The 17,291-nt window shown below is 71.7% G+C and carries 9 protein-coding genes and 2 pseudogenes; 6 read left to right on the plus strand and 5 right to left on the minus strand.

Features of this window, described 5'->3' with window-relative positions:
* Positions 1–109: 109 nt before the first annotated feature.
* Together OGH68_RS26800 and OGH68_RS26805 are read left to right on the plus strand one after the other, a co-directional pair.
* The gene (locus OGH68_RS26800; RefSeq protein ID WP_413471127.1) at positions 110–2,071 is read left to right on the plus strand and encodes an ATP/GTP-binding protein; all 1,962 of its coding nucleotides are present in this window, start codon (positions 110–112) and stop codon (positions 2,069–2,071) included.
* Between the two features lie 107 nt (positions 2,072–2,178).
* Positions 2,179–3,780 (plus strand): PucR family transcriptional regulator, encoded by a 1,602-nt coding sequence (locus OGH68_RS26805; RefSeq protein WP_264247548.1) that lies wholly within the window; start codon positions 2,179–2,181, stop codon positions 3,778–3,780.
* Positions 3,781–3,786: 6 nt separating this feature from the next.
* On the opposite strand, the gene OGH68_RS26810 is transcribed toward OGH68_RS26805, so the two are convergent.
* Positions 3,787–4,377: a hypothetical protein gene (locus OGH68_RS26810; protein WP_264247550.1), complete on the minus strand. Its 591-nt coding sequence runs from the start codon at positions 4,375–4,377 to the stop codon at positions 3,787–3,789.
* Positions 4,378–4,576: 199 nt separating this feature from the next.
* On the opposite strand from OGH68_RS26810, the gene OGH68_RS26815 reads away from it, so the two are divergent.
* The gene (locus tag OGH68_RS26815) at positions 4,577–5,545 is read left to right on the plus strand and encodes an EamA family transporter (RefSeq protein ID WP_264247551.1); all 969 of its coding nucleotides are present in this window, start codon (positions 4,577–4,579) and stop codon (positions 5,543–5,545) included.
* Positions 5,546–5,744: 199 nt separating this feature from the next.
* A complete protein-coding gene (locus OGH68_RS26820; protein ID WP_264247552.1) occupies positions 5,745–7,190 on the plus strand; it encodes an aldehyde dehydrogenase family protein in 1,446 nt (481 codons plus the stop codon).
* A 1,009-nt stretch (positions 7,191–8,199) separates the two neighbouring features.
* On the opposite strand, the gene OGH68_RS26825 is transcribed toward OGH68_RS26820, so the two are convergent.
* A complete protein-coding gene (locus OGH68_RS26825) occupies positions 8,200–9,297 on the minus strand; it encodes a S8 family peptidase (protein WP_264247554.1) in 1,098 nt (365 codons plus the stop codon).
* Between the two features lie 38 nt (positions 9,298–9,335).
* Positions 9,336–12,569 (minus strand): M36 family metallopeptidase, encoded by a 3,234-nt coding sequence (locus OGH68_RS26830; protein ID WP_264247555.1) that lies wholly within the window; start codon positions 12,567–12,569, stop codon positions 9,336–9,338.
* 111 nt (positions 12,570–12,680) lie between these two features.
* On the opposite strand from OGH68_RS26830, the gene OGH68_RS26835 reads away from it, so the two are divergent.
* Both OGH68_RS26835 and OGH68_RS26840 read left to right on the plus strand, forming a co-directional pair.
* A complete protein-coding gene (locus OGH68_RS26835) occupies positions 12,681–14,375 on the plus strand; it encodes a helix-turn-helix domain-containing protein (RefSeq protein WP_264247556.1) in 1,695 nt (564 codons plus the stop codon).
* 270 nt (positions 14,376–14,645) lie between these two features.
* Positions 14,646–14,922, plus strand: a pseudogene (locus tag OGH68_RS26840) (oxygenase MpaB family protein); the annotation flags it as partial.
* Positions 14,923–15,027: 105 nt separating this feature from the next.
* On the opposite strand, the gene OGH68_RS26845 reads toward OGH68_RS26840, so the two are convergent.
* Together OGH68_RS26845 and OGH68_RS26850 are read right to left on the minus strand one after the other, a co-directional pair.
* Complete coding sequence (locus OGH68_RS26845) at positions 15,028–16,293, minus strand: PP2C family protein-serine/threonine phosphatase (protein WP_264247558.1); 1,266 nt, start codon at positions 16,291–16,293, stop codon at positions 15,028–15,030.
* Positions 16,290–17,091, minus strand: a pseudogene (locus tag OGH68_RS26850) (alpha/beta fold hydrolase). Before OGH68_RS26850 ends, OGH68_RS26845 begins: the two are co-directional and overlap by 4 nt.
* Positions 17,092–17,291 lie beyond the last annotated feature (200 nt).

The raw sequence follows: 17,291 nt of genomic DNA on the forward strand, positions 1-17,291 counted from the left end.
GAGCGGAGCCTTCGTCGCCTACCTCTGCGGCTGGCTGCTCTGGTCGCTCCTGTGGAACGGCTACCTCGAGGGATGGTGGTTCTTCGTCGAGGACTGGTGGCTGCTGCCCATGCTGTGGGTCGTGCCGGACGTCTGGCGGACCGATCCCAGGTCGTACGTCGAGTGGTACGCCCTCTCCGGCCATCTCTACTACGGCATCGTGCTCGGGCTGCTCGCCTTCGGCTTCGGCCGGGTCGGGAACTGGAAAGAGGTCTGGCAGCGGTACGGAGTGCCGCTGTGGCCGTTGTTCGTGTTCCTGCCGGGGGCCTGGCGCGAGACGCCACGGAACATCAAGGATGCCGAGGTGTTCACCCAGACCTACTACTTCGTCTACTACCTGCTCCTCGCGGCGGCGGTGGTTGCCGTGGTGGGGAGGGTCGGCACCTGGCCGGTCGTACAGCGCAGGCGCGCGCGGGCGGCGGGAACGGAGCCCGTGGCCGGGCCGACACCGCCGAAGGACCCGGCCGACTGGCCGGAGTTGCGCGGCGCCGGACTGACGGAGAGCGCCGACCGGCTCGCGGAGGCCGCCCGGGCCGGGAGCCTCGGCGACGTGGACTACGCGCGGATCCGGCGCGCCTGGCAGGGCGTTCATGCCCGGCCGGAGCGGCTCGCAGCCTTTGTCGACACCGTCCGCCGGTACGGCCCCGCCGCGTGCGCCCACCCTTCCGGGCTGCGGGATCTGCCGGTGCGTACGGCGACGCACGACCTGGCCACCGGGCAGGTCAGGATCGGCACCGTGGTCGACGACGGACGCAATCCGTATGCCCGCCGTACCACCGGTGTCGCTCTGGAGCCCGCCCTGCTGGGCACGTCGCTGCTGGCCGTCGGCCCGTCCGGGTCCGGCAAGAGCGTGCGGCTCGTCCGGCCGGTCGTCGAGTCCCTGTGCCTGTTGGCGCTCGCCAACCGCGTAGCCGTCGTCGCCGTGACCGCCCACGGCAACGCCGTCGTTCCCGACGGGGACTTCGATCTGGTGATCTCCGTCGGACAGCCGGGGGCGACGCACGACCTCGACCTGTACGGCGGTGCACAGGACCCCGACGAGGCCGCACGGATGCTCGCGGAAGCACTCGTGGGAGACCTTGCCGCCGGTCTGCCCGGCGGGGACAGCCGGCGGGCCGCGACCGCGCTGGCCCAGCTGATCGGCCCCTACCGGTGCGTGCACGGGCACTTCCCCGCAGTCCCGGAGCTGCGCGAGCTGCTCGGCGGCGCGCCCGCCGCGCTCGGTGCGCTGCGGGCGGCCCTGGAAGAGGCGGGCGAGGCGGCGCAGCTGCGCGAACTGGACGCCAGGGAACGGCAGTCGGCCCGCGGCGACGACATCGGTGTGCTCCTGTCCGAGCGGATCGCATTCCTCGACCGGCCCGCGTTCGCCCGGTGCTTCCGTACCGACGGTGGCGGGCGGACGTTCTCCCTGCGCGCCATCGAGCACCCCATGCGGGTCCGCGTCGACCTTCCCGAGCGCGGCCACGCGGAGGCGTCGCGGATCATGGCCCGGCTGGTGCTCGCCCAGTTCACAGAGGCCGCGCTCACGCGTTCGGACCGCTCGCTCTTCGCCTGCCTGGTGCTCGACGACGCGACCAGCACGGTGACCGCCGACTCGGTGCGGGCGCTGCAGCGGCTGCGCTCCGCCAATGCCGGGGTCGTCCTCGCGCTGCGCACTCTGGAGGACGTGCCGGAGCCGCTGCGCGGCCCGCTGCTCGGCTCGGTCGGCTGCCGGATGGCCTTCGCCGGGCTCGCCCCGTGGGACGGCGGCCGGTTCGCGGAGACCTGGGGCACCGAGTGGGTCCAGACCCGGGACGTCACCAACCGGCAGATCATCGCGGACGAGCCCCTCACCAAGGCGCTGCACATGATGCGCCGCCTGGTCACCGGCAGGGCCCCCACCGCCGAGGCGGTCACCGTGCGTGAGGTGGAACGCGCCCGCTGGTCGGCGTCCGACCTCGCCCACGCCGTACCCGCCGGTCACGCCGTGCTGTCGCTGACGACCGTACGAGGCGAACACGCTCCGCCGCTGCTGGTGGATCTGCGGACCTGAGCGGCGCGACCGGGACTGCGACACCCTGGCAGAATCGAAGTACGCCGTTCATACGGGGCGGCGAAATCCTTCACCCCCGTCTCCTGCCTCGAAGGGCCCCCGGTTCCATGCCGCCCACGCTCGCCTCGCTCGTCCAGCACTCGGCGCTGAAGCTCACCGTGCGCGCCGGGGAGGACCGGCTCGAGACACCCGTGCGGTGGGCCCATGTCAGCGAGCTCACCGACCCGGTGCCGTACATGGAGGGCGGCGAGCTGCTGCTGGTCACGGCCATGAAGCTGGACGCCGAGGACCACGAGGCCATGCGCCGCTACGTGCGCAGACTGGTGGGCGCAGGAGTGGTCGGACTCGGTTTCGCCGTCGGCGTGTACTACGACGACATCCCCGAGGCGCTCGTCGAGGCCGCCAGGGCGGAGGGGCTGCCGCTGCTCGCCGTGCCGCGCCGCACGCCGTTCATCGCGATCAGCAAGGCCGTCTCGGCGGCGATCGCCGCCGATCAGTACCGGGCCGTGACCGCCGGGTTCGAGGCCCAGCGGGAGCTGACCCGGGCCGCGCTCACCGAAGGCCCGGGTGCCGTCGTCGCACGGCTCGCTGCGCACGTCGACGGCTGGGCGGCGCTGTACGACGCGTCCGGCGCGGTCGTCGCCGCGGCGCCCGAGTGGGCCGCCCGCCGCGCGGCCCGGCTCACCGCCGACGTCGAGCGGCTGCGCGAGCGCGCCGCGCCCGCGAGCGCCGTCGTCGGCGGCACGGAGGACGACGACCGGGTCGAGCTCCAGTCGCTCGGCACGGGGCGCCGGGTCCGCGGCGCGCTCGCCGTCGGGACGGGCGCCCCGCTGGGCACCGCCGAGCGCTACGCGGTGCACTCCGCCGTCGCCCTGCTGACCCTGTCGACCGAGCGGTCCCGGTCGCTGCAGGCCGCCGAACAGCGCCTGGGTGCCGCGGTGCTGCGCATGCTGCTGTCCGGGCAGCCGGACCACGCCCGGGCCGTCGCCGGCGATCTGTACGGCGGGCTGCTCGACGCCCCGTTCCGGCTGCTGATCGTCGAGACCGACGGTGAGCCGGACCCTGCCACGGGCGATCGCCCCGCCGCCTTGAGCGCCTTCGCCGAGTCGGTCGAGTCGGCGGCCGCGCGGGCCGGGGAGACCGTCCTCGCGGTGCCCGACGGGACGGAGGACCGCATGGTGGTGCTCGCCGTGGACGGCGGCGCGGTGGCCGCCGCGTGCGTGGGCGCGTACGGGGCCAAGGACGCGGACGAGGCGCAGCTCTTCGTGGGGCTCTCCGCGCCGGCCGGTCCCACTGCGGCGGCCGGCGCGTACAAGCAGGCGGAGCAGGCGCTCGCCGTCGCCCGCCGCCGGGGGCGGGCCCTCGTCGAGCACGAGGAACTGGCGGCCGGTTCCATCCTGCCGCTGCTCGGGGACGACGCCGTGCGTGCCTTCGCGGACAGCATGCTGCGCGCGCTGCGCGACCACGACGCGACCGGACGCGGCGACCTGGTCGCCTCGCTGCGGGCCTGGCTGTCCCGGCACGGCCAGTGGGACGCGGCCGCGGCGGACCTCGGCGTGCACCGTCACACGCTGCGTTACCGGATGCGCCGCGTGGAGGAGATCCTCGGACGCTCGCTCGACGACCCCGATGTGCGCATGGAGTTGTGGCTCGCGCTCAAGGCGACGGGTGAGCCGCCGTCGCAGCCGCAGGCGCGTACCGGTTCGTGACGGCGCTCAACGGCCGGTGGCGGTCATGAAAGCGCGGTCATGGCCGCCGGTGTTCATGACCGGCGGCCGAAGAACTCGATGTCGCTCTTCCTCGGCGGCACGATGCAGGCCACCGTCGGCTGACGCCGAAACAGCCCCCGGCCCGGTAATGACCCATGCCTGGCCGGGCCCCGGCTCGTACGGGAGCCGCACCCGGTAGGGGAGGACGCTCCGCTCAGGCGGGCGGGGCCTCCTCCTTCTCCGCGCCGGCCGCTGCCGCCGCTGGACGAAGGACCCCTGTACATCGGCCGGCTGCTCCTCCTCGTCCTCCGCGGCGGCGCGCTGCACGGACGCGGCGGTCGCGGGATGCCGGCGGTGCCGTTGCCGGTTCGGCCGCCGCGGCCGGAGCCGGTTCGCCAGGCCGGAGGCGCCGACCACGTCGGTGCGGCCGGCCGCGGCGGCGCGGAACACATGCGCCGTGTCGGCGGGCGGCGCGCCGTGCGCACCCTCGCTCCGGCGGTCGTCGGCGTTCTCACGGTCGCATCCGCGTCCGCGGCCGTGGTCGTGCTCCCGCTCGTGGTCGTGATCGTGCTCGTGGCTGTGCTCGTGCGCGTTCATCGACGTCTCCCCTGACCCGCACCGGTGGCCCGAGTCTCCACCATCACGTCGCCCGCCCTGCCCCGTCCAGCCCGGTCTCTGCCGGCCGAGGGCATGGAGCGCTGCCTCTTCGGGCAGCCCGGGCCGTACGTCGGGAATCCTGCCCGAATGCGGGCAGGATTTTTGGTCTTCCCGTCTCGGGATGCCTAATCTCCTGCTCATGACAAGCCCCGCCGCCGAATCGGCACCCGAGAACCGCGCCTCCGCGCCCGCTCTTTCGGCCCCCGCGATCCCCGCCCGCCACCGGATCTCCGGTGCCGTCTGGGCGGCGCTCGCCATCGTCTACGTCGTCTGGGGCTCCACCTATCTCGGCATCCGCATCGTCGTCGAGACGATGCCGCCGTTCGTCTCGGCGGCGATCCGGTTCGTCGTCGCCGGTCTGCTCCTCGGTGCCCTGGTCGCCTGGCGGCGCGGCCCCTCGGCACTCAAGGTCACGAAGAAGCAGCTCGCGTCCGCGGCCGTCGTCGGCCTGCTGCTGCTCCTGGGTGGCAACGGCCTGGTCGTCCTCGCGGAGACGTCCATCCCGTCCGGGCTCGCCGCGCTGCTGATCGCCGTGGTCCCCGCGTGGGTCGTCGTCCTGCGCCGGGTGTCCGGCGAACGACCCGGCGCAGGCGCCTACGCGGGCGTCGTCCTCGGTCTCGCCGGGCTCGCCGTGCTGACCCTGCCGGGCCTCAGCGGCGACGTGCGCATCGCGGGAGTACTCACCGTGATCGTGGCCACCGTGATGTGGTCGGTGGGCTCGTTCTCGTCCTCCCGCATCCCGATGCCGTCCGACCCGTTCGCGGCCAGCGCCTACGAGATGGTGGCCGGCGGCATCGGCTGCGCCCTCGTCGCGCTCGGCCGGGGCGAGTTCCACGGCTTCGCTCCCGGTGACGTCTCGACCCGCTCCTGGGTCGCGCTCGCCTACCTCGTCGTCTTCGGTTCGCTGCTCGCGTTCACCGCGTACGCCTGGCTGCTGCACAACGCGCCGCTCTCGCTCGTCGCCACGTACGCGTACGTCAATCCGGTGGTCGCCGTGCTGCTCGGCGCACTGGTGCTCGACGAGCGGCTGACCTGGCCGATCGCGGTGGGCGGCACCGTCGTCGTGGCAGGCGTCTGCCTGATCGTCTCCACCGAGCGCCGCCGCTGACTGTGCCTCGGCGGGGCAGCCGCCCGCCCCGCGGCCATGGCCCCGCCACTCCGGCCCGCCCCCATCGACCCGCCAAAGAGGCCAGGCGGGTCCGGCGACTACGCCACGCCGGACAAACGACCGGAAGGGCCGACGGCCCTACCGTGTGGTGAGAACGACCGAGAGCAAACCCCACTACTTCGGAAGGGCCGGGACCCACATGACTTCCACCCACGCCTTCTGGCTCGCCGGCCGCCAGGCCACCGGCGAGACCGCCTTCGACGTCACCTCCCCGTGGGACGGCCGCCTCGTCGGCCGGGTCTCCGTACCGACCGAGGCCCAGGTGGAGGAGGCCGTCGCCGCCGCGTACGCCGTGCGCGACGAGTTCGCCGCGACGCCCGCCCACGTCCGCGCCGCCGCGCTCGACCACGTGTCGAAGCGGCTGCTCGAGCGCACCGAAGAGCTCGCCCAGCTGATCTCCGCCGAGAACGGCAAGCCGGTCAAGTGGGCACGCGGCGAGGTCGGCCGCGCCGTCTCCGTCTTCCGGTTCGCCGCCGAGGAGGCACGCCGCTTCAACGGCGGCGAGGCACAGCGGCTCGACACCGACGCCGGCGGCCAGGGGCGGCTCGCGCTGACCCGCCGCTTCCCCAAGGGCGTCGTGCTCGGCATCGCGCCGTTCAACTTCCCGCTCAACCTCTGCGCCCACAAGATCGCCCCGGCCATCGCCGTCGGCGCGCCGATCATCCTCAAGCCGGCCCCGGCGACCCCGCTGTCCGGCCTGATCCTCGGCGAGCTGCTCGCCGAGACCGAGCTGCCCGCCGGTTCCTGGTCCGTGCTGACGGTCCCGAACGAGCAGATGCCCGCCCTCGTCAAGGACGAGCGCCTGCCGGTCATCTCCTTCACCGGCTCGGACAAGGTCGGCTACGCGATCATGGACTCGGTGCCGCGCAAGCACTGCACCCTGGAGCTCGGCGGCAACGGCGCGGCCGTCGTCCTCGCCGACTTCGCGTCCGAGCAGGACCTGGACTGGGCGGCGACCCGTATCGCCACCTTCTCCAACTACCAGGGCGGCCAGTCCTGCATTTCCGTGCAGCGCGTGATCGCCGACGCGTCCGTGTACGACCGGCTCCTGCCGAAGATCGTCGCTGCCGTCGAGGCCCAGGTCACTGGCGACCCGTCCGACGCCGCCACCGACGTCGGCCCGCTGGTCAGCGAGGATGCCGCCAAGCGCGTGGAGTCCTGGGTGGACGAGGCCGTCCAGGGCGGCGCGAAGCTGCTCGCCGGCGGCAAGCGCGACGGCGCCGCCTACGCGCCCACCGTGCTGACCGACGTCCCCGCCGACGCCACCCTCGCCTGCGAGGAGGTCTTCGGACCGGTCCTGACCGTGACCCGGGTCGACGGCGAGGACGAGGCCTTCGCGGCGGTCAACGACTCCAAGTACGGCCTCCAGGCGGGCGTGTTCACGCACGACGTCCAGACCGCCTTCCGCGCCCACCGTGCTCTCGAGGTCGGCGGCGTGATCATCGGCGACGTCCCGTCCTACCGCGCCGACCAGATGCCCTACGGCGGCGCCAAGCAGTCCGGCGTCGGACGCGAGGGTGTCGCGTTCGCGATGGACGACTACACGTACGAGCGGGTGCTGGTCCTCACCGGCCTGGCGCTCTAACGCCCGTACGCCACGACCGGCGGCCGGAGCCCACTGTGCGGGGGCTCCGGCCGTTGTTTTGCGTCGGAGCTCTGAACTGGGACAACGGCAGAATCCCGCCTCCTTCTTGTGGAGTAGTGGGAACACGGCGCTACAGTCTCTCGCCGTGGCGAGCGTTGTTCCGCGCAAGAACAAGGCCGGTGAGATCACCAGCGACCAGGTGAAGTGGGCGTGACGGTGGCTCGAGGACCGGCGACTGGCAGCACGAGCGCTTCGACGACGACGAGGATTCGGCGAAGGCCTTCAAGGAGGCCGTCGACGAGGGCGGGAAGAACTGGCTCCCCTGGCGGACTGAAGGGCCAGGGGTACATCCTTTGTCGGCCTTGCCGCAGGGAGGTCAGGGGGAGGAGGCACGGCTCGCTGCTGTCACCTACTCGTCAAGCTCAGCGGGCACGTCGCAGCAACCATCTGGCCGCCCGCGGCTGGGGTGTGGACCGGCGGCCACGGCGCATGCCATGACCTGTGCGCCTGCGGGAGCCCCCATGCACTCCGGAAGCCGGCCGCGCGCCGGTTGTTCCGTCACTCGGGCCGTCCCCAAGGCACCGAATACGGCTTAGATTCGACCACGCCGGCCCGCGGCGGGCCCGCCGCGGGCCGCGCACCCGCCGGGCGCCGAGCCGCCAGGCCTGCCTGCCCACCGGGCAGGCCGGCCGTGACGAGTGGTAGCCACGGCGGCGTACCGCCTGTGATACCTCCGCCCACCCGACGGAAGCTCGGCAGAACGCGAACGGGCCGGAACCACCGTGATCGGAGCGTGGTTCGATTCCCGTCATCCGCTCCACGGATAGCCCCGGGACGAAGACCCGGGGCTGTCTTGTCGTCTGGTCCGTGCTGAGCATTCCGTGCCCGCTCCACGGCCGGTCCCTGTCGTCGGACACGTTCGCCGCCCTGCCCTGTTCGGCGAGGACATGCTCGAAGAACCGGAGGCGGCCACCCCGGACACCCGAGTGGCCGCCCCACGCCGGTCGGTTCAGTGCTCCTTGCGGCCCTTGCCCGTGGTCGCGCCCGCGGACTTCACCGCGGCCGCGGCGTCCACGATGCCCCAGCCGTAGGCCGGGGAGTAGAGACCCGTCAGGCCGGTGCCCGGCTGGCGGGCCGTGCCGAGCAGTGCGTCCTCGACGTTGGCCAGAGTCCGGCCCTGGGCGAAGAGCAGGGCGGCGACGCCCGCCACGTGGGGCGTGGCCATGGACGTGCCGGCGTAGTAGTCGTAGTCCTTCTGGCCGCAGGACGCGGATCCGGTGCCGACCGGCACGGTGGACACGATGTCGTCCTCGCAGGAGACGAGTCCCGCGCCGCCGGGAGCCGCGACGGCCTTGAGGTCGGGCTTGTTCGGGAGTTCGGAGAACCAGCTCTTCAGCTCGTTGCGGTCGGTCGAGGCGACGCAGATCGCGCCGGGCTCCCACGCCGGGGTGTTGCAGGCCGGGGTGGCGGAGTTGCCGGCGGCGGCGATGACCGACGTGCCCTTCGCATTGGCGTACGCGATCGCTTCGGTCACCGACGACTCCAGGCCGGTGATGGTGATGACCTGGGTTCCCGCGAGACCGCCGAGGCTCATGTTGATCACGTCGGCGCCGTGGTCCACCGACCACCGTATGCCGGCGGCTATGTCCTCGAAGGTGCCGCTGCCGTCCTCGAGCACCTTGACCGGCATGATCCTGGCGTTCGGCGCGACTCCGGCGACACCGGTGCCGTTGTTCGCGACGGCGGCCACGATGCCGGCGACGTGGGTGCCGTGCTCGTCGCCGTTGTTCTGCCCGTCGGGGCCGCGGAAGTCGCCGTTCCCGCACGGCCCACCCGCGTTGCCGCAGCCGGTGAACGTGGCTCCGGGCACCAGGTTGGCCTTGAGGTCGGGGTGGGTCAGGTCCACCCCGGTGTCGACGACGGCGACGACGGCACCCCTGCCGGTGCTGGTGCCCCACGCCTGTTCGGCGTGGACCTGGTCAAGGCCCCACTGCTCGCCCCTCAGCGGGTCGTTGGTGGTGGCATGCGCGAGGCCGGCCGACGTGCTGAACAGGGCGGCGGCGCCGAGAAGCGACGCGGCCAGAGTGATTCTGCGGTTGCGGGACATGTGTTCCTCTCCTGGGTGATGGACGGGAGCACCGATGGTCAGCCGGCCTGCCGCGCTGTGAGGGTGAACTGGTAGTCGGCGCCGTACAGGTAGAGCAGCCCGACGTATGCCGCGCCGGGTGAGATCACGACCTTCTGGCCCGGCGTCGCGAAGTCGCCGGCGATCGGCTTGCACGCCGAGTCGTAGAAGAACATCTGCATCTCGCCGAGTTGGCTTTCCGGCTCGGCGTACGACGCCACGTGCAGACCGTCCCCCCAGCCGGTCGGCAGCTTCGTGATCCACGCGTCGGCGCCCTGAGCGGCCGGGGGTGTGCCGCAGGCCGCCTGCCACGAGGCCACGGTCACGCCGGGACGGTACGGCTCGGTGCCGGGGAGGTACCACAGTCCCTGCGGCTCACCGGCCTGGATCGTCCCCGACTCGCTGACCGGCTCGTCCGGGGTGAACGGCAGCGGCTCGACGCCTGAGGCGTTGCCGAACACCTGGAGTTCGGACAGCACGGCGTACGTCTTCGTCTCGCCCTGGATGGAGTCAACGAAGACCCGGACGTGGCTCGCGGTGACGGGGGTGTCCAGCTTCAGGGTCTGGATCTGCATGTCCGGCGCCGCGGGCCGCGGGGCCTGGGCGGCGAACGTGCCCGCCTTGACCGTCTTCCACAGCACACCGTCGGTCGAGGTCTGGACCGTGAAGTCCTTGGTGACGTTGAACCGTCCGGCCGTGGTCGGCTTGAGCGTGCTGACCGCGATGCGGGAGACCTGCGCCTCCTCGGCCAGCTTCACCTCGGCCACCTGGTGCGCGCCCGCGTTGTACGGCTTGCCGGCGTCCTTGGTCTTCCACGCGGTCGCCTCGGTGTCGTCGATCAGCAAGCTCGCGGGAAGGCCGTCGTCCTGGCTGGACGTCTTCACGACGGTCGCGCCGTTGTGCTTCGAGGCGAGGTTCGGCGCCAGCTTGAGGGTGCGCGCGGTCGTCTTTCCCGACTGCACCGACAAGCCCCGGAACTTCTGGATGCCGAAGCCGCGCGCCTGCACGGTCATCGTGTAGGCGCCGTCGACCATCGGTGCCGAGACGACACCGTTGGATCCGGACGTGCCGAGCGGTGTCACCCGGGCCTCGAACTCACCGATGATCACCCGGGCATCCTCGACGGGCTCGCCGGTGGAGGCGTTCACCAGCTTGACGGCGAGCATCCCGTTGCGCGACGGGGCCGCATGGTCGAAGCCCGGCTTCGGGTCGGTGTCGTCGGGACCTGCGGTCGCCGCCGAACGGCCCGCGCCGCGGCGGGCGAAGGCGGTCCAGATGGTGTCGGTGTTGTCGCCGTGGAAGCGAAGGGTGTCCGCGTCGAGGATGGCGTCGCGCATGTCGAGGAACGACGGAGAGGGCGGGGACAGCGGCATGGCGTCGGTCACCAGGTGTTCGGCGATGTCGCTGCCCGCCTTGGTGCCGTACCGGTCGACCAGGGCGCTGCGCAGGTCCCACAGCATGGCGGTCCAGATTTCGCCGTCCGCGTGGACCTCGGGACCCGTGATGTCGTAGCCGTAGTCGCCGTATGTCAGTGGGTTCTTGTCGTACGCCCAGTTGCGGATGCCCCGCTCGGCGTTCCCCACGGCGTATTCGCCGACCACGGCCTTGTCGTAGAGGCCCTCGCGGCCCAGGTGGTTGATGGCGTACCAGTCGCCCCAGCCCTCGCCCATCGCACCGGACTGCTCACCGCCGAGCGAGCCGAGTCCGCCGCCGCCGACGTACCGGTTGGACAGGCCGTGGCTGTACTCGTGCTGGATGACGGTCTGGTCGAAGTTGCCGTCGGCGTACGGGCCCTCGAACGCGTCGTTGATCGGCTCCCACAGGTACATGCTGGAGAACGACGGGATGCCGTCGGGCAGAGTCAGCATGTTGGCGTTGTCCCGGCCGAGGTAGGTCGGCGCGCCACCGGTCGCGGCGCCCGAGTGTGCGAGACCGCTGATCGGGTCGCCGCCCTGGCCGCCCTTGCCGAAGTTGTTGACCTGGAAGTTGCCCGCGGTCTCGGTGAAACCGAACTGGTAGTACTCGTCGTGGATCCGGTTGTGGTGGTAGAAGAGGTTGGTCACCGCCGGGTCGCGGTCCAGCACGTACGACGGCGGCAGCGTCTGGCCCATGGTCCGCGCCCAGTTGGCGGCATACGCGTAGTTGAACTGCGCTGTCGGACTGAGTGGCCGATTGTGCTCGTCGGTCGGCGCCAATGGTGCCGTGTACTGCGCGAAGGTGTTGGCGTTGTTGCCGAGCGTGGTGGGGCCGGGCAGCCCCGCGGCGCCGCTCGGGTCGACCCAGCCGCTCGGTGACGACGCGTTCGGGCCGAAGCTCTTGATGACCGGCCCGCCGCCCTGCGGAGCGCCCGGGAAGTTCTCGTAGACCGTGCCTTCGGGCTCCAGAGAGCCTTCGTGGTGCACCAGGGAGTGCCTGGCCAGCGTCTTCCCGGTCGCCGCGTCGACGACCACGCCCCACGCCTCGTCGAGGCTCTTGACGAACAGCACGCTGTATGCTGGTCGGGCACCGCCGGCCGTCGGGAACGCGACCTTGCGGACCCGTTGCACCTGTGCGAACGGCCCGGCCGCGAACACCTGGTAGCCGGCCTGGGTGCCACCTGTCGGCAGCGGCACGAAGTCGGACGAAGGAGACAGCGACGACACGGCAGCGGCGAGTGCGTCGGCCGGGGACTTGTCGAACCCGGCGAGGAGGCCGCCGCTGCGTACCGGGTCACCGGCGTAGGACAGCACCCGGCCGTCCTCGGCCACGGTCACCGTCATCACGCCACCGTGCACGGCCTCGACGCCGTCGAACATCTGCGTGAAGCTCACCACCCGGGCTCCGATGCCCGGCAATTCGTGGTCACGCCGTACCGCAAGCGCCTCGATGTCCGCGGCCGACAGGCCGAACGCCGCGCGGTGCACCTGCAGCCACTCCCTCGCGATCGCGAGCGGTTCGCCGGCCTGCGGAGCGGTGAGATGTCCGCCGGGCGCTCGCACGGTCCGAGGCGTCCCGTAGGTGGTGTTCCAGGTGACTTTCGGCGATACGCCTCCCGGGGCGGACCTCAGCAGCGCCGCCACGGCCGCGAGTTGCTCTTCGGTGGGCGGCAGGGTCGGCAGGCCACGTCGTACGTCCGTGGAGTCCTGCGGGACGTCACCGGCGACGGCCGACGCCGGGCCGCCCGACGGATCATCGGTCACGGAGCGGGCGACCGTCGGTGTCGCCATCAGCGCAGCGGTGAGCGCGAACACGACCAACTTGCGGGATGCATTCATGGGCAGTCCTCGGCTGGAAGCGATGCGACGGCCGCGGTCCGTCGACGCAAATGAAAGCCTCGGTTCCGCCCCCTGGACAATCCAAGAACTGCACCTATTCTTGCCCCAACCATGAACGACAACGCGTCCAGGGCGCGCCCGCTCCTTCCGGGCCCTTCCCCTGCGTCCTTCGCCGAGAACGTATCGACAGCCGTTCAGGAACAGGTCCGCAACGCCGAGTTGGCCGCGCTGCGCGGCCGGGCCGACCTCGGTCTCGAAACGCTGCGGAGCGCCCTGGCGGAAGTACCGCGGCTCGCCGACGACGACCGGATCGCCCTCGCCGAGATGGCCTCCATGCTCACCCGGTGGGGAGCCCCCGGCCCCGCCCCCTGGGCGCTCCTCGAGGAGTTGGCCGCCGCGTGCCACACCTCCCGCGCACGCGGTGCGGTGTTTCTCGCACAGGCACGGGCCGCCCGGGGGAAAGCGATGGCCGACTACGGCACCCGGGCCCTCTTCGAGTTCACCGCGGCAGGAGACATAGGGGGACAGGCGCTCGCCCTGAGCCGCATGTCCTTCCCCGCCGACGCCGGCCTCAGCCCCTCCTACCGCCGCGAGCTCGCCCGCCGGGCGCTGTCCCTGGCCCAGCAGTCCGGCGAGCCGTGGATCATCGCCGTCGTCGCCGGCATGCTCGCCGCCGGCGAGACCTACCAGGGACGCAAGCGCGCACCCCATCGCTGGCGTCGGGCCGCCTCGCTGCTGCCGGCCGACCTGGACGCGGTCACCGGCGAGATAGCCTCGCTCAACTACCTGAACTGGGCGCTGACCTGCGCGTACGCCGGGGACTACCCAACTGCTCTGGAGGCCCTCGGTCGGGGGCGGGTGGTGGGCCGAGGGCCCTGGGTGAACAAGTTCGCCGCGGTCGAGGCGCTCGTGCGTCACCGTACGGGACACCTCGACATCGCGAGAGAGCAGGCCGCGGTCGCGATGACGGGCGCCGCGCCGGGTATCCGTGAACTCGGCAGCGCTGTCGCCGCCGCGGTGACGTTCGAGACGGCGCGCCGCCTCCCGCACGACACCCTCGAGGCGGTCGTCGAGGTGGCGTATGCGACCTCGCCTCCGTGCGGCGCGAGTGCGGCGGCGACCCTTGCGTACATACGCCATGCCCGCCGCGAGCCGCGCCCGGCGCGCGGGCTGCCGCAAATCCTGCGGAAGGCTCGCGAGGCCGAGCACCACTTCGGCTGGGAGGACGCCCTGCTCGCGCTGACCGAGATCGCACCCGGCGCGGCGCGGGACGAGGCCGCCGCCATGTCCCGGTTCTGGTCGCCCTATCCTCGCGCCGCGGCGATCCGTTCGGTCGTCGAGGGGCACCTCGCCGGCAAGCGCGGCTGGGCTGCTCTGATCGCGGGCGCGGACGCTCTCGCCGACATGGGCGAGCCCATCACCGCCGGCCGCGCCTACCACGCCGCCGCCCGGGTCGCCCGCTCCACGCCCGAACGGGCCCGCGCCCGCGACCGCGCCGCCGAGCTTCTGACCGCGGCGGGAGCCGACAGATCACTGGCCACGCTCGCCCGCGACCGGTCCTTGCACCGAGGCCTGCTCCACGTCCCGGAAAACCAACGCCACCAGGTGAACGCCGGGCTCACTCCCCGCGAGCGCGACGTCGCGGTGCTCGCGGCCCAGGGGTTCACCGCGGTGGAGATCGCCGACCGTCTGGGCATCACGGTCGGCACCGCGCGCAACTACGTGATGAACGTGCGCCGGAAGTTCGGCTCGGTACCAAAGCGACGCCTGGGGCTGGTGCTCGGCATGGTCGGGGAGCCCGACTGAACCCGGCCGGGCTCGCGGACGGGTCTCGGGTGGTGCGGGGCTGTCGGCGCACGGCCGGCAGCCCCTCGGATGCGGTGTCAGCGGGTGCCCGATGCCTGCCAACCGCGACCGCGAGCGCCGCACGGAAGGTGATCGCGGCGAGGGCCGGCAGCGGCCAGCGGGTGCGTTCCAGGGCGTCGAGACGTTCCTCGTGGTCGACCAGTGTCTTGTCGGTCCGGCCGGGGCGCCGGTCGGTGAACCGCGCGCAGACGTGCCGGCATCCGGGCGGGCATGACGGACACTGGTGAGGAGAGCGGAGGTGCGACCGCGCTGACGGTAGTCCGTGAACGGCTGGGCCAGGCCCTGTTCAGCCGTGTCGCCGGTCCCGACGGACCGGCGTGCGTGACCGCCATCCACCCGGCCCGCGCTCGCACTCAGCCGCCCGATCCGCACGGTTCACGGTGATGCTGCGATGTTCATCGGCAGGCTGGGCGCGCTGCTGCTGCAGTCCCTGCATCCGCTGGTCATGGCGGCGGTGGCCGGACCCTCCGGTTACCGTGGCGATCCGTCGACGTGAGCCCACGGGGCCATGGCGCCGATGGACCTGCAGGCGGCTCCGAGCCGACCACTGCGTTCCAGGCGCCGAAGTGCGCCAGTCGCGCGCAGCCGGCCATCAGGCGGTGTCAGAGGGACGCGGACGGCCCAGGGCGAGGAGGGCGGTGTCGTCGTCGAGCCCGTCGCCGAAGTCGGCGAGCAGGCCGACGAAGGCATCGATCACGGAGCGTGGGCGTGCCGGGGCGAGGTCGGTGGCGAACGTCTGCAGCGCGTCGTAGCCATAGAGGTCGTCCTTCTCTCCCGTGCGCGCCTCGGTCAGGCCGTCGGCGTAGAGCAGCAGGGTGTCGCCGGGATGGAGAGCGGTGCCGATGATGGTGAAGGACGCTTCGGGGAAGGCCCCGATCAGCACTCCGCCAGGCGTCGGCAGGTACTCGGCCCGGCCGTCCGCCCGCAGGATCAGAGTCGGCGGATGGCCGCCGGAGGCCAGGCGGACGGTGACGGTCTCCCCTCCAAGTTCCAGGATGCCCAAGACGGCGGTGCAGTAGCGCGGGTCCTCGCTGGTGTACCGCTCGAGCAGCGCGGCATTGAGGGTGGACAGGACGGCTTCGGGATCGGAATCGTGCAGCGCCGCTGTGCGCAGGGTGTAGCGCACGAGGGAGGTCACGGCCGCGGCCTGCGGGCCCTTTCCGCAGACGTCGCCGAGGAAGAAGGCGAAGCGCTCGTCACCGAGGGGGAACAGGTCGTAGAAGTCACCACCCAGCTCTATCGAGGAGGCCGTGTGGTAGTAGGCGGCGCTCTCAATGCCGGGCACGGCCGGCAGGGTGGACGGGAGCAGGCTCTGCTGCAATACCGCCAGGGCCTCGCGCAGTCGCTCACGGTCATTCTCCGCCTGGCGGCGGGCCTCCTCGGCCGCGCGACGGGCGCGAAGCAGCTCGGTCTCGTAGGAGCGCCGGCCGGTGGCATCGAAGACGGTCGTGCGGATCAGCAGGGGGCGGTCTTCCGCACCTCTCTTCACGGTCGAGGTGATCAGTACCGGAAGCGGTGACGCGTCCGCGACCTTCATGTCCAGCGCGATGCCGCCGACGTGCCCCTGCATGCGCAGCAGCGGTGCATAGTGAGTCTCGTGGTAGAGCTTGCCTCCTACGGTCAGCAGGTCGCTGAAGTACTTGCGGCCGACGACCTCCTCCCGTGAAAGGCCGAGCCAGTCCAGCAGCGTCTTGTTGATCTTGACTATGGACCCGTCCATGAGGGTGGACAGGTAGCCGCAGGGAGCGGACTCGTAGAGTTCCTCCGTGCTGTCCTCCAGCAGCGCAGTGACATCTGCGTCGACGTGGGGCTGCCCCTCGCCGCTGGGTTGAGGAGCGGGGCCGAAGCGGCACATCATGTCAGGTCTTTTACGAACGCGGTGATCGCCTGGGTGGTGGCCTTGGGAGCGCTCAGTTGCGGACAATGGCCAGTAGCGGCGAGGGTGACGAGACGACTGCCGGGAATGGCTGCGTGGACGTAGGCTCCGACCTCCCGAGGTGCGATGACGTCCTGCTCGCATTCCAGGACCAGGGTGGGGACGGTCACGGTTTTCAGATCCTGCCGGGTGTCGGAGAGGAACGTGGTGCGTGCGAAGACGCGCGCCATATCCGGGTCGGTGGCACAGAAGCTGTTGGTCAACTCCTCACCCAGTTCTAGCCGGTCCGGGTTGCCCATGATGACCGGGGCCATGGTCGCGGACCAGCCGAGGTAGTTGGCCTCCAGGACTCCAGCAGCTCGTCAATGTCGGCCGCGCTGAAACCGCCGCGATAGCCCTCATCATCGATGTAGGAGGGTGAGGGGCACACCATGACGAGCGAGCCGAGTCGGCCTGGTGCCGCCGTAGCAGCCAGGATGCCGACCATGGCGCTGACGGAGTGGCCCACGAACACGGCGTCCCGCATCTCCAGCTCCTCGCACACGTCTATCGCGTCCTGCGCGTAGCCGTTCAAAGTGGCGTAGCGCTCCTCCTGCCAGGCCCTGAGGTCTGAGCGGCCGGCCCCGACGTAGTCGAACAGCACGACGCGGAAGTGCTCCGCCAAGGTGGGCGCCACGAGACGCCAATGTTCTGATCGCAGCCGAAACCGTGTGCGAGGACGACGGTCGGACCGGCTTCCGGCCCGATGACGCGGACGTTGTTCCTCTGGAGGACAGCCATCCCTCTGTCCTCCCACGTCGGTGATCGGACTGGTTTTCCCGCCGTCGACCGGACCCGACCATGTGGCACGGACTCGGATCACAAGGGGCTGACGGTGCGGACGCTACCTGTGCCGTCGTCCGTCATTGCGCCAACGTGGCGGGCGGGGCAGCCGGACAGCCTTGCGTGAGGCGAGCGGCAAGCGTCCGCCGTAGCAGTCA

The organism is Streptomyces peucetius (assembly GCF_025854275.1).
Lineage (GTDB): Bacteria > Actinomycetota > Actinomycetes > Streptomycetales > Streptomycetaceae > Streptomyces > Streptomyces peucetius_A.

Excerpts from the sequence above, each read along its gene's own strand:
- OGH68_RS26800 (WP_413471127.1), top strand. The coding sequence starts at position 110 with ATGCTGTGGGTCGTGCCGGACGTCTGGCGGACCGATCCCAGGTCGTAC.
- OGH68_RS26805 (WP_264247548.1), top strand. The coding sequence starts at position 2,179 with ATGCCGCCCACGCTCGCCTCGCTCGTCCAGCACTCGGCGCTGAAGCTC.
- OGH68_RS26810 (WP_264247550.1), bottom strand. The coding sequence starts at position 4,377 with ATGAACGCGCACGAGCACAGCCACGAGCACGATCACGACCACGAGCGG.
- OGH68_RS26815 (WP_264247551.1), top strand. The coding sequence starts at position 4,577 with ATGACAAGCCCCGCCGCCGAATCGGCACCCGAGAACCGCGCCTCCGCG.
- OGH68_RS26820 (WP_264247552.1), top strand. The coding sequence starts at position 5,745 with ATGACTTCCACCCACGCCTTCTGGCTCGCCGGCCGCCAGGCCACCGGC.
- OGH68_RS26825 (WP_264247554.1), bottom strand. The coding sequence starts at position 9,297 with ATGTCCCGCAACCGCAGAATCACTCTGGCCGCGTCGCTTCTCGGCGCC.
- OGH68_RS26830 (WP_264247555.1), bottom strand. The coding sequence starts at position 12,569 with ATGAATGCATCCCGCAAGTTGGTCGTGTTCGCGCTCACCGCTGCGCTG.
- OGH68_RS26835 (WP_264247556.1), top strand. The coding sequence starts at position 12,681 with ATGAACGACAACGCGTCCAGGGCGCGCCCGCTCCTTCCGGGCCCTTCC.
- OGH68_RS26845 (WP_264247558.1), bottom strand. The coding sequence starts at position 16,293 with ATGATGTGCCGCTTCGGCCCCGCTCCTCAACCCAGCGGCGAGGGGCAG.